We start from the raw sequence: 12,284 nt of genomic DNA on the forward strand, positions 1-12,284 counted from the left end.
AGGTCGTTACGAATCCAGGGATTCCAGCAGGCCCTGCAGCTCGTCGTCCGACAGCCCCGCCTCCGGGAAATCGGAGGCGGTGACCCGCCCCGCCGCCGGCTCGGCGCAGTGGCGTACCAGCGCGGCGAGTTCGTCGAAAAAGGCCCGGGCCAGGCCGTGCACCTCGCCGTCCCCGTGCACCGCCGGCACATAGCGCCACTCCGCCTGCAGGCGGCCGTCCAGGACCAGGGTGTTGACGTCCAGCCAGTGGCTGCGCAGGTTTTCCCCCGCCCGCGCGCCGGGACAGGACCACTCCCCGATGCGGAACAGCCGGGATTCCCCGCCCCACTGGTCGAACTGGCCCAGGTAGTTGAAGGTGACCAGCCCCGCCGGCGGCGGCAGTTCAGCGCCGCGCAGGAAGCGCAGCAGGCCGTAGCCGACACCCGATTCCGGCACCGAACGCAGCGACTCCTTGACCGCGATCACCGCCTCCTCGTCGGACTCCCTTACCGGCAGCGCCAGCGGGTAGCGGCTGGTAAACCAGCCCGGGGAACGGCCGACATCCGGTGCCCAGTCGCCGGGGGCGCGGCCGTGGTTTTCCAGTTCCACGGCCACCCGCTCCAGGCCCTGCCAGCGGCCGATCGCCCGCGCCAGGGCCGCCAGCATCAGGTCCTGGGCGTTGGTGTTGTAGGCCTCGTGGCAGCCGCCCAGCAGTTGCGCGGTGGTGTCGGCGTCCAGGTCCAGGGTGTGGGTGCGGCTGTCGGCGTAGCGGTTGGGCGCCGCGGGCAGCGGCGGCTGGTCCTGCAACTGCTGTCGCCAGTAGGCGAGCTGCCCGTCCAGGTCCGGCTGCGCCGCGCGCTGCGCCAGCGCCTGCGACCACTGGTGGTAGCCGGCACCGGGCGGCGGCAGCTCGGCCTCCCCGCCGGCCTCGTGCGCCAGGTACAGCTGTTCCAGTTCCGCCAGCAGCTGGCGCCAGCTCACCGCGTCGACGATCAGGTGGTGGGCGGTGCACAGCAGCCGGCCGGCGGCGGGAAACCAGACCAGCCGGATCAGCGGCGGCCGCTCCAGGGCAAACCCCCGCTGGTGGGATTCCAGGCGCTCCGCGTCGGGCGCGCCGTCGTCGATCGCGAAGGCCCGCGAGACCATATCCGCGCCCCAGGACTGGTAGCACTGCCGCCACCGGCCGCCCTCGCTGTCGAAGCGCGTCCGCAGGACCGGGTGCCGCTGCAGCAGCGCGTCGACAGCGCGCCGCAGGCACTCGGCGTGCGGGGCGCGCTGCAGGTCCAGCAGCAGGGACTGGTTCCAGTGGCCGGGAGCGGGCTGCTCCAGTGCGAAGAACCAGTGCTGGATCGGCGTCAGCGGAAAGCCGGCATCCGGGGTCGCGGGGCCGGCTTCCGCGGTCGGGCCGCCGCTGCGCCCCGCCACCCGGGCCAGGGCCGCCACCGTCTGGTGCTCGAAGATCATCTTCGGGGTCAGCTGCAGGCCCTGCTGCTTGGCGCGGGCGATAATCTGCAGGCTGAGGATGGAGTCGCCCCCCACGGCGAAGAAATTGTCGTCGGCGCCGATGCGGTCGTTGCCGAGCAGCTCGCGGGTAATGGCGAGGAGCGCCGCCGCGTCGCCGTCGCTGTCGCCGTCCGCTTCGCCGCCGCGCGCGGTCTCCGCCGGCGCTTCCGGTTCCGGCAGCGCGCCCTCGTCCAGCTTGCCGTTGTTCTTCAGGGGCAGCGCCGGCAGGGCTATCCAGGCGGCGGGCAGCATATAGTCGGGCAGCGCTTCCGCCAGCGCCTCGCGCACCGCATCCAGCTCCCCCTCCGCAGATACCAGGTAGGCCACCAGGCGGTTGCGGCCGCGGTCGTCCGGGCGGTTGACCACGGCGGCGTCGCGCACCGGCGCCCTGGCCCGCAGGCACCCGGCCACCTCGTCCGGCTCCACCCGGTAGCCACGGATCTTCACCTGGCGGTCGATGCGGCCGAGGAAGTGCAGTTGCCCCTCCCCATCCATCTTCGCCCGGTCGCCGGTGCGGTAGACGCGTTCGCCGTCCCGCTCGACGAAGGCGGCGGCGGTGAGTTGGGGATTGTCCAGGTAGCCCAGGGCCAGGGTGGCGCCACCCAGGCAGAGTTCGCCGGCGACGCCCCGCGGCAATAGCTGCCCGGCGGCGTTGCGCACACTGGCCGTCACATTCGCCAGCGGCCGGCCGATGGGGATTTCCGCCGGCGCCGGGTCCGCCACTTCGCAGGCAATGGCACCGACGGTGGTCTCGGTGGGGCCGTAGTGATTGAGGATGCGCAGGCCCGGCGACAGCGCCCGCACCTGCTCCACCAGCGCCGGCGACAGGGCCTCGCCGCCGCACACCAGGCACAGGCGCGGCAGCAGCCGCGCCGGCCGCGAGGCCACCAGCAGCGCCTTGAGGTGGGAGGGCACCAGCTTCAGGCAGTCCACCGGCTCCCGCTCCAGCTGCGCGGCCAGTTCCTCGGCATCGAAAGCCAGGGATTCGTCCAGCAGCCGCAGGCTGCGCCCGGTGAGCAGGGCGCCAAACAGGGCGGTGTAGCCGAGGTCGGTGGCGGTGCTGGCGAGGCTGGCGAGACCGGCGCCTTCCGGCAGATCCAGGCGCTCCGTCACCGCGCGGGCGTAGTGTTGCAGGGCCCCCTGCCCCACCGCCACGCCCTTGGGGCGGCCGCTGGAGCCGGAGGTGTAGATGATATAGGCCGGCGCCTGGGGATCTGCCTCCCCGGGCGGATCGCCCGGCCGTGCCGGCCAGCCGCTGCCCGCGTCCAGCCAGGCGGTGTCCGGCGGCAGCCAGCCCGGTCTTTCTCCCAAACCGGCCACCAGCCGCGGTCCCGCGTCTTCGCAGATTCCGGCCAGCCGCGATGGCGGCCACTGGGGGTCCAGGGCGACATAGGCCGCGTCCCGCTGCCAGCTGGCCAGCATCGCGGTCACCAGCTCGACGCCGCGGGGCAGGCACAGGGCGATGCAGTCACCGGCACCGAGGCCCGCCTGCGCCAGAACGGCGGCGCAGCCGTTGACCCGCTGCGCCAGTTCCCCGTAGCTCAGCGATTGTCCGTTGCAGCGGATGGCCGCGGCCCGCGGCCTTTCCCGCACCTGGCGGGCGAAGGCGCCCCGGGCGCTGGCGTCGGGCCAGTTGCGGGGCTCGCCAGCCAGCCGCGCGGCCAGCTCCTGCGGCGGCCATTCCAGTTTTTCCAGACGCCGTTCGAGCCATTCCGGCGAGCGGCGCACCAGCTCCAGGAACAGGTCCCGGAAGCGGGCCACCGTGGCCCGGGTGTAGAGGGCGCGGTTGTAGCGCCACTTGCCCTGGAAGCCGTCGTCCCGATCCACCACCACCAGGTTGAGTTCGTGCGCCGCGCCGCGCTGTTCCTCCAGCAGCCGCCGCGCGATCACCCGCTCGCCGGCCGGCAGCGGCTGCTCCCGGTTGAGCGTAAACATATGCTGGAACAGCGGCGCCCGCCCCGCCTCCCGCTCCGGCTGCAGTTTTTCCACCAGGGCGGCAAAGGGATAGCGCTGGTGCTCCAGGGCCTCGTTGACCTGCAGCCGCACCGCCCGCATCCACTCCGCCAGGGTGAGGCTTTCATCCGGGCGGCAGGCCAGCACCAGCGGGTTGACCAGGTAGCCCACCAGTTCACGGTGTTCCGGCGCCAGGCGCCCGCCGCTGGGCGTGCCGAGGGCGAAGGCGCGCTGGCCGGACAGGCGCCCCAGGAACCACTGGAACAGCGCCAGCCAGTAGACGTAGGGAGTGACGCCCAGTTGCCGCGCCGCCTCCCGCAGCCGCCGGCTGTCCGCATCGGTGAGCGCGAAGCCGATCTCCTCTCCATCGAAGGTCTGCTCCGCCGGGCGCGGGAAGTCCAGGGGCAGCGCCAAACCGGGCACGCCGTCCAATTGGCGGCACCAGTAATCCAGGTGGCCATCCCCCTGCTCGCGCACCGCGCGGGCCTGCTCCGCCACCCAGGCGCGGTAGCCGCCGGTGTCCGGTTCGCCCGGCCCGGCGCCGTCGATCAGTTCGATAAAATCGCGCAGCAGTATCTCGAAAGAGGCAAAATCGGCGGCGATATGGTGCACCACCAGCAGCAGGTGGTGGCCCTCGCCACTCTCGCTCTCCAGCAGCAGGGCGCGGCAGACTTGCCCCGCGGCCAGGTCCAGGGGGCTGTCCGCCTCGCGGGCCAGCTGCTCCCGGGGCTCGCCGCCGGCACAGCGCTCCAGCGGCCGCGGCGCGCTCTTTCCGTCCAGCCACTGCAGCGGCTCGCCGTCGCGCTCGCCGTAGGGGCTGCACAGGATCGGGTGGTGCACCTGCAGGCCGGCGAAGGCGCGCGCCACCGCGTCGGCGGAAATATCCGCGTGCAACTGGGCGGCGAAGGCCAGGTTGTAGGCGCTGCTGTCCGGCGCCATGCGGTTGAGGAACCAGAGGGAGCGCTCGTTGGCGCCCAGGGGGCGGCCGTCGAAATAGTCGGGCGCTTCCCGCAACGCGGCCAGCAGCGCCGGTTTTTGCTCCCGGAGGTGCGCGCGCAGTGCGTCGTCCAGCGCCCCCGGGGGCGCGCGGAAAGCCAGTTGTTCGCCGTCGACGGAGAGGGTGATGCCCCGCGCCCAGCAGTCGTGCAGTAGTGCCTGAACCGTCACAGTAAGCCCTCCTGCCAGGTCTCTTCCTCCTCTTGGGCCTCTTCCGGGGAGGCCAGGTAGCGGGCCAGGGATTCCACCGTGGGATAGCGCCAGAGGATATCCGGCTGCAGGCGCACCCCCAGGCGGCTGGACAGCTCGTGGTTGAGGGTCATGCCGGCCACCGAGTCCAGCCCGCTGGCCTCCAGCGGCAGGTCCGGGGTTATCTGCTCCAGCGGCCTGCGGGTCTGGGCGGCGATCCAGTGGCAGATCCAGCGGGCGATGCCGTCGGCGTCCCCCGCCGGCAGCGCCGGGGACAGTTCCCGCTCACCGCCCTCCGCGCGCCAGTGTTCAACCAGCCTGAGTTCGCCCAGGTCGTAGGCGCTGCGGGCGGCCGTGCGCTGTATCTTGCCGCTGGTGGTGCGCGGCAGGGACGCCGGCGCGATCAGCGCTAGGGCCTGCAACTGCAGGTCGTGCTCCGCGGCCACCGCCGCGCAGATCTCGCGGATCAGCGCACTCCTGTCCACAGCGCCGGACTTGCCGGCGCCGCGCCGGTCCACTTCCTGGACCAATACCGCCGTCTCGCAATCCCCGCTCTCCAGGGAGAAGGCGGCGCCGCCGTGGGCCACCAGGTGCGGGCTCACTGCCTGGGCGGTGGCCTCTATATCCTGCGGGTAGTGGTTGCGGCCGCGGATCTGGATCAGCTCCTTGATGCGACCGCAGACAAAGAGCCGGCCACCGTGCAGGAAGCCCAGGTCGCCGGTGCGCAGATAGGGACCCTCGCCGTTGAGGCGCGCCCCCAGCGCCTCGGCGCTGAGTTCTTCCCGGCGCCAGTAGCCGCCGGCCACGCTGGCGCCGCGCACCCAGATTTCCCCCACCTCTCCGTCGGGCAGCGGCTTCTGCTCCGCGGGATCGACAATCCGCACTTGCATCTCGCCATTGGGGCGGCCCGAACTCACCAGGGTGCGCCCGCTGTCGGCGGGGCGCACACGGCCGCGGGCCAGTTCGGATTCGTCGACGGTGAGGGTGGCGTAGCCATCCCCGCCGGCCGTGCCAGTGACCATCAGGGTGGCCTCCGCCAGCCCGTAACAGGGCGCCAGCGCCCCGGGGGCCAGGCCGGCGGCGGCAAAGTGCCGGGCGAACCGCTCCAGGGTGGCCGCGCGCACCGGCTCCGAACCATTGAAGGCGATGCGCCAGTTGGACAGGTCCAGCGCCCCCATCCGCTCGGGGGAAATCCGTTCGACACAGTGGTCGTAGATAAAATTGGGCCCGCCGCTGACAGTGGCGCCGCTGCGACTCATCAGCTCCAGCCAGCGGAACGGCTGCTGTACCACCAGTGGCGGCGGCGTCAGTAGCGTGCGACAGCCACAGAGCAGCGGGGTCAGCATCTGGCCGATCAATCCCATGTCGTGAAACAGTGGCAGCCAGGAGACAAAGATATCGGTGGGGACCAGCCCCATTTCCCGCCGTATCAGATCCGCGTTGTGCAGCAGGTTAGCGTGGCTGATCGCCACCCCCTTGGGCGCGCCGGTGGAGCCGGAGCTGTACTGCAGCAGGGCGATATCGCCGGCCCGGATTTCCGGCTCGCGCCACTGCCCGGCGCGTTCGCCATCGCCCGGCGACACCGCCAGCACCGGGCCGGACAGGGACTGCTCGCGGGCCCAATCGGACACCGCCTCCTGGCCCCCGGCATCGGCGAGCAGCAGGCCCGCATCGCAATCGCCGGCGATCGCCAGTATCCGCTGCCAACCCCGCCGTTTGTGCGGCGGCCGGTAGGCGGTGACGGCGATCATGCCGGCGTAGAGCACGGCGAAGAAACCGACGACATAGTCGATGCCGTTGGGCATCGGCATCAGCACCCGGGTACCGGGGCCGGCCAGCGCCTGCAGCCGCGATGCCAGGCCGCGGGCGCGGCGATCCAGCTCGCCGCAGGTCAGGCGCTCACTCACTTCGCGGGCGTCGGCAAGAAATTCGAAGACGGTTCTGTCGGGCTGTTGCGCGGCGCTGCGGCGCAATTGCGCCACCCAGTGCTCCGTGCGGGGGAGATTTTCTCGCTGCATCCTGTCGCTTTCCTGAATTGTTTTTTGACTTGCGCCGGGGTTATTCCGCTTGCGGGCAGGGTTCCGCCATGGCGACCACCACCTTGCGTTCCCCCCGGTAGGTGCTGCGCCCGTGGGCCACCAACATATTGTCGAGCATCATCACGTCGCCCTTTTGCCAGGGAAAAACCACCTGGCAGTCGCCGAGAACACCGCGGATTTCGTCCAGGGCGGACTCCTCGATGGGCGCGCCGTCTCCGTAGTAGACATTGCGCGGCAATTCCGCCTCACCCACCACGGACAGCAGGGTTTCGCGCATCTGCGGCGCCAGGCTGGAAAGGTGGAAAAGATGGGCCTGGTTGAACCAGACCATCTCCCCGGTGACCGGGTGCGCGGCGACCGCCTGGCAACGCTGCCGGGTGCGCAGCTCGCCGTCCGGTTTCCACTCGAAGTCGATGCGATTGGCGCGGCAGAAATTTTCCACCACGGCGCGGTCTTCGGTATTGAAAGCCTGCTGCCATGGCAGGTCGAGACCGTTGCCATAGTTGCGCACATACATCAGGCCGCGGTCGGCAAAACGCCGCCGCAGCCCGGCATCCAGGCAGCGGTAAACCTCCCGGCTGTCGGCGATGGGTGTCTCGCCGCCAGACTCCGCCACATGCACACTGTGGAACCAGATTTTCATCGGCCACTGCAGGGTGTAGGACTGCTCGTTGTGCAGCGGAATCACCTGGTGGGCCGGATACTCGGTGGAGGTGTAGACCCCTTTGTTGAGGCGGGTGCGCGGGGTGGACGCGTAATCGTAGCTGAGGAGGTCGTGCCCGAAGGAGCGGGCGAAGACCTCGAAATCGTCCTCGCCGGAAAAGCCGAAACCCCGCAACAGCAGGCCACCCACGCGGTGGAGATGCCTGTCCACCGACAGGCGGATATCCTCGATACAGCTTCGCCAGTCCGCCCCCGCTTCCGCGGGTGTCAACACCAGGGGCAGTTCGGCCCCGCCCAAATCCCCGGCCAACTCCCCAGCCCTGGAGAGCGTTCCCATTGTCACGCTGGTCATGCGGCTCCTCTATTTTTGTTCGCTTATTCCATACTCCGGCGAGACCGTAAACCTACATAAGATATAAAATAATTACAATTGATAATCGTTATCGTTTGCTTTCTAATGTGAACGCATTCTTAAAATGCCGGTTTCGGGGCTTGGGCCAAAGTAGCATCTGTGGCAGAAAGTCTGCCCGGCCTGCGGCCCTTCCGGCGCATACCCGGACAACAGTAAACAATGAGGAGATTGACCCATGAGCATGGACGACCCGGATACCCAGTTCACCGTGGTGATCAACGGGGAGGAGCAGTACTCCATCTGGCCGGACTACAAGCCGCTACCAGACGGCTGGCGCGAAGCGGGCAAGAGTGGCACCAGGGAGGAATGCCTGGCCCATATCGAGGCGGTATGGACGGATATGCGCCCGAGGAGCCTGCGCGAGGCCATGGAAGGGGAAACACAATCGCACTGAGGGCCCATTTGGACTCCTCGGGGACCGACCGTTTTCCGCCCGCGCACTGAGAGCGGTTGCAGGAAGCTCCGGCCGGACTCCCCGGGCTAGTGGTCCATGCGGTAAATTCAGCAACACTATCTCTTCGCCACAGGCCCCAGTGCTGCGTTGAAAAAGCTTGAATTAGCGCTGCTAGTCCTGCGCTTTGTCGCCTTGCCCTGGAACCCGTGGCTGTGAGCTAGAGTCACCGAATTTACCGCATGAACCACTAGCGGGCCGCACCACCCGACGGTGGCGCAACCCCATCAACGGCCGCTTATGCCACGGGGCCGGAACGGCGCGGGGGCGGGCCCGCGAGTGGATGGCTTTTACAGTTCGTAACGCACACTGGCGTACACGGTCCTCGGCTCGCCGACATTGATGCGGAAAGCGCTGAGATTCGCCGGGTAGTATTCCTCGTCGGTGAGGTTCTTGACCCCCGCCTGCAGCTTGATCTGCGAATCGGCGGAGACCGGCAGGTAGTACCAGCCGGCAAAATCGAACACCGTGTAGGAGGGCAGCGTCCAATTGTTGGCGTCGTCCCCCTGGCGACTGCCGGTATAGACGGCGCCGGCGCCCAGGCCCAGGCCGCGCAGGGAACCCGCGGTGAATTCGTAGGTGCCCCACACCCGCGCCGAATCCTCGGGCACGCCGAAGGGGGTGTTGCCCTCGTTGTCCCTGGCCTCCTCGCCGTCGTCGACGATTTCCGCATCCACGCGGGCGTAGCTGAAGATCAGGTTCATACCGTCGACCAGCTGCAGCGAGCCCTCGAGCTCTACACCGCGGCTCTCCTCTTCGCCGTTCAGGCGCAGCTGCAGGTTTTCAGCCTTGGCCACATTGCGCCGCTCGAGATCGTACCAGGCCAGCGACAGGCGCGCTCGGTCATCCAGGAACTGGCTCTTGACCCCGAACTCCACCTGCCTGGCCTTCTCCGGATCGAGATTTTCCGGGGAGGTTACGCCGGCGGTGATGTCGGTATAGTTCGGCTGGAAGGATTCGCTGTAGGCGCCATAGGTGGACACACCGGGCACCATTTCGTAGAGGAGGCCCAACTGGCCGCTGAGGTTGTCGTTGTGATCGGACTCCTCGCTCTTTTCCGGCATCGCGTTTTCCATAAAGGTGACCGGGCTCAACGCGGTGTAGTAGGCGGTCTGCTCCACCTCGCGCTCGAAGTAGTCGTATCGCAGACCGGCGAGCAGGTTCAGGCGCTCGGTGAGCTGTGCCAGGTTCTGCACCGACAGGCCGGCCTCGTGGGTCACCTCGTCGTTGCGGCTGACCGCGGTCTGGCTCTTCGGCGCCGCCAGCGGAGGCTGCTCATCGGCACGGATATCGACGATGTCCACATCGAAGGTATAGACGCCGGGGACACCGGCACCTGTGAGCGCGAAGGCGTCGGTGTGGTCGACGCCGCGGCGATAGTAGTTGGCGCCCACATAGAGACTGTTGTCGACACCGCCGATCCCGAAAGTACCGCTGAGGCTGTCGGAGATAAAGAGGTCCTTTTCGGTAACGTCCAGGTTGCCGTCGTGGGTGCGCACCAGCATACCATTGGCCGTGACCGCACCGAGGTTGAAGTTGAGGCTGCTGTCCAGCCCCGCCGCCGGCCGGGTCTGGTAGTCGTCGAACTTCTTCTCGAAGGCGCCGACCTTGAAGCGGTTGCTCCAGCCGTTATCGAAGTCGTGATCGTAGTCCACCTGTACCAGCAGGTCGCGACTGTCGCGAATATCGAACTCACTCCCCAGGCGCCGCTGCCGCGGAATATCGGCCATTCCCAGCTCGCCGTTTTCACCTGCCAGCGCGACGGTGCCGCGGTCGATGGGCAGCTCCTGGTCGTTGAAGCTGACGCGGAAGGTAACCTGGTCCCGCTCTGTCGGCATCCAGGTGACCGAGGGAGAGATGCTCAACCGCTCGACTGAGGTCGCCTCGGTACCATCGGCAGTATTCACTTCGCGAAAGGTCTCCGAGTCCTCGGCCGCCACCACGGTCCTGTAGAGCAAACTGTCGGAACCGAGCCGGCCGGTGCTGTCCAGGGTCAGTTCCCGGCCGCCGTGTTCGTCCATATCGAACTGTACGGACGTGGCTGCCTGGGCCCGTGGTTTCTTGGTGACCACATTGATAATGCCGCCGGGACTGACCTGGCCATGGAGAATGGAGGCGGGCCCCTTGACCACCTCCACCTGGGCGATATTGGAGACATCGACCCGGTGGCGGGCACCGACAGGGTTGCCGTCCACGAACAGGTGATTGTTGGCGATACCGCGAATCAGGAACTGGTCCTCGGCGCCGCCGAAGCCGTGGGCGCGAGTCACGCCGGCGGCATTGCGCAGGGCATCGGTGAGGGTTTCGGCGTTCTGGTCCAGGATCACCTGCTCCGGGATCACCTGCACCGAGCGCGGAAGCTCATCGGTGTCCGCGTCGAAGCCAGTGGCGGCCTCGGACCTGTCGAACACATACTTATTCATGTCGGTGCCGTATACCACCACCGTTTCCACTCTTTCCGGAGATTCGGCCTCGGCGGCGAAGGCCGGCAACGGGGCCGCAATGGCGATACCGGCACAGAGCACCCGGACTCCCCCTCCGATCGAGTTGCGATTCTTGTTTGCATGATCCATAGCACCTGTCCTTAGTCAGTCGGTTTCTTATTGCGAGGTGTGGAATAATAGCATTTGATACAACTAATGATAATGCTTATCATTATATAATGCTTTCCCGGACTATCACCCTCTTCTGCCTGCCCTGCGCAGGTGCCTCTTCCGCCATGTATCAGCCCTGGCGGGCGCTGGTCGACGCCGGCGTGGAACTGGTTCCGCTGGAATACCCCGGCCGCGGCGTCAGGTTCAACCATCCCTTTGCAACCACCGTGGACGAACTGGCGGAGGAGATGGCCCGGCAGGTGCGCGCGCACGGCGCAGCGCACTACGCGCTTTTCGGGCACAGCCTCGGCGCCCTGGTCGCCTTCGAAACCGAGCGCCGGCTGCGGGCGCAGGGCAGACCGCCGGCCCGGGCCCTGTTCGTTTCCGCCCGCCGCGCACCGGACCTGCCCGTTCCTCCCCGCCGCCTGCACAAGGCCCCGGACGGCGAACTGATCGAGTTTCTCCGCGAGCAGGGCGGCACTCCCGAGACCGCACTGCAGATGCCGGAGATACTGGAACTGCTGCTACCGGTTCTGCGCGCCGACCTGCACCTCTACGAGGACTACCACTTCCGGGAGGAATCGCCGCTGGAGTGCCCGATACACGCCCTGGCGGGCCGGGAGGACAGCGGCACCCCGGCGGAGGCGATGCGAGCCTGGCGCCCCCACACCCGCGACAACTTCAGCCTGACATTCTTCGACGGGGGACACTTCTACCTGCAACAGCAGCAATCCGCGCTGCTGGCATATCTCAACAGCCTGCTGACAGAGGGATGGCAAACCGCAGAGGGAGAAACGGACCGGGCCACCGGCGCGCCGTGCACCTGAAAATAGCGCGGGCCGGAAAGGGGCTGCACGGCGGCGGCAACGCTGAGGTGAAAATCGCCCCCGCTACGGCTCCAGCAGTGCCACCGGCTACCCGCGACATTGGCAGACGCAAACTCGCCGGACGACACCTCGCAACAGAAACTGTCCGGTGGCGTGGAAAAGCCGGTCCCCACCGCCTTCAGAATCGCCTCCTTCACAGTCCACAAGCGGAAGAAGGCGGTAAGAAAGCAGGGCTGCGCCACCAGCCACTCCCGTTCCCCCGGGTGAAAGACCTCCCTGGCCAGTACCTCGACGTCTTTCATCTCCCGCTGTCGCTCGATATCCACCCCCACCGGAAAATCCGCCAGCGCCACCGCCAGGCAGGGGCCGCTGTGGCTGAGATTGAAATGGCAGCGGTGGGACGGCGCTATGCCGGGCTTTCCATACGACGAATTCACAAAGCGCCAGTCGCCCGGGGCTGTGGCCGGGTCGTAGTGGCTGATCAGCAGGCGCTTGAACGTGTGCGCCTGCACAAAGGTCCGCCGATCCACCCCGCGCAGGAAGCGCTCGCTGCGCCCGCGCTCCTCGCGGTTCAGGCAGGGCGGCAGATCGGGAAACTCACGGGTGAACCAGATATCCAGCATAGATAACACTATCGGCAGTGAGCGCCGCCAGGAGCGCGCGGCGCCCGGCGATCCG

The 12,284-nt window shown here is 68.0% G+C and carries 7 protein-coding genes; 2 read left to right on the top strand and 5 right to left on the bottom strand.

The genetic code is table 11. From position 1 onward, the window contains the following. Window positions 1–6 precede the first annotated feature (6 nt). The 3 genes from OQE62_RS11740 to OQE62_RS11750 are packed head-to-tail and all read right to left on the bottom strand — an operon-like array spanning window position 7 to window position 7,674. Window positions 7–4,602, bottom strand: coding sequence for a non-ribosomal peptide synthetase (locus OQE62_RS11740; protein WP_265722229.1), 4,596 nt, complete (start codon window positions 4,600–4,602; stop codon window positions 7–9). After that, window positions 4,599–6,638, bottom strand: coding sequence for an AMP-binding protein (locus OQE62_RS11745; RefSeq protein ID WP_265722230.1), 2,040 nt, complete (start codon window positions 6,636–6,638; stop codon window positions 4,599–4,601). The genes OQE62_RS11740 and OQE62_RS11745 overlap by 4 nt, the downstream gene beginning before the upstream one ends. Before the next feature lie 40 nt (window positions 6,639–6,678). Continuing rightward, window positions 6,679–7,674 (bottom strand): TauD/TfdA family dioxygenase, encoded by a 996-nt coding sequence (locus OQE62_RS11750; RefSeq protein ID WP_265722231.1) that lies wholly within the window; start codon window positions 7,672–7,674, stop codon window positions 6,679–6,681. Between the two features lie 235 nt (window positions 7,675–7,909). Between OQE62_RS11750 and OQE62_RS11755 the strand changes: the two genes are divergently transcribed. Further along, on the top strand, window positions 7,910–8,128 hold the full coding sequence (locus tag OQE62_RS11755; protein ID WP_265722232.1) for an MbtH family protein: 219 nt from the start codon (window positions 7,910–7,912) through the stop codon (window positions 8,126–8,128). A 347-nt stretch (window positions 8,129–8,475) separates the two neighbouring features. Here the strand turns inward: OQE62_RS11755 and OQE62_RS11760 are convergent, their stop codons facing one another. Then, entirely contained in the window at window positions 8,476–10,758 is a 2,283-nt protein-coding gene (locus OQE62_RS11760) for a TonB-dependent siderophore receptor (RefSeq protein WP_265722233.1), read from the bottom strand. A gap of 146 nt (window positions 10,759–10,904) precedes the next feature. Here OQE62_RS11760 and OQE62_RS11765 point away from each other — a divergent pair, with 146 nt between their 5' ends. Beyond that, on the top strand, window positions 10,905–11,606 hold the full coding sequence (locus OQE62_RS11765; protein WP_265722234.1) for a thioesterase II family protein: 702 nt from the start codon (window positions 10,905–10,907) through the stop codon (window positions 11,604–11,606). Here OQE62_RS11765 and OQE62_RS11770 read toward each other — a convergent pair. Then, the gene (locus OQE62_RS11770; RefSeq protein ID WP_265722235.1) at window positions 11,492–12,229 is read right to left on the bottom strand and encodes a 4'-phosphopantetheinyl transferase family protein; all 738 of its coding nucleotides are present in this window, start codon (window positions 12,227–12,229) and stop codon (window positions 11,492–11,494) included. The genes OQE62_RS11765 and OQE62_RS11770 overlap by 115 nt on opposite strands. Window positions 12,230–12,284: the final 55 nt, after the last annotated feature.

Source organism: Microbulbifer halophilus (assembly GCF_026183675.1).
Taxonomy (GTDB): domain Bacteria; phylum Pseudomonadota; class Gammaproteobacteria; order Pseudomonadales; family Cellvibrionaceae; genus Microbulbifer; species Microbulbifer halophilus.

What these genes read in the sequence shown, in the direction of transcription:
- OQE62_RS11765 (WP_265722234.1), top strand. Translation starts at nt 10,905, where the DNA reads ATGTATCAGCCCTGGCGGGCGCTGGTCGACGCCGGCGTGGAACTGGTT.
- OQE62_RS11760 (WP_265722233.1), bottom strand. Translation starts at nt 10,758, where the DNA reads ATGGATCATGCAAACAAGAATCGCAACTCGATCGGAGGGGGAGTCCGG.
- OQE62_RS11770 (WP_265722235.1), bottom strand. Translation starts at nt 12,229, where the DNA reads ATGCTGGATATCTGGTTCACCCGTGAGTTTCCCGATCTGCCGCCCTGC.
- OQE62_RS11750 (WP_265722231.1), bottom strand. Translation starts at nt 7,674, where the DNA reads ATGACCAGCGTGACAATGGGAACGCTCTCCAGGGCTGGGGAGTTGGCC.
- OQE62_RS11755 (WP_265722232.1), top strand. Translation starts at nt 7,910, where the DNA reads ATGAGCATGGACGACCCGGATACCCAGTTCACCGTGGTGATCAACGGG.
- OQE62_RS11745 (WP_265722230.1), bottom strand. Translation starts at nt 6,638, where the DNA reads ATGCAGCGAGAAAATCTCCCCCGCACGGAGCACTGGGTGGCGCAATTG.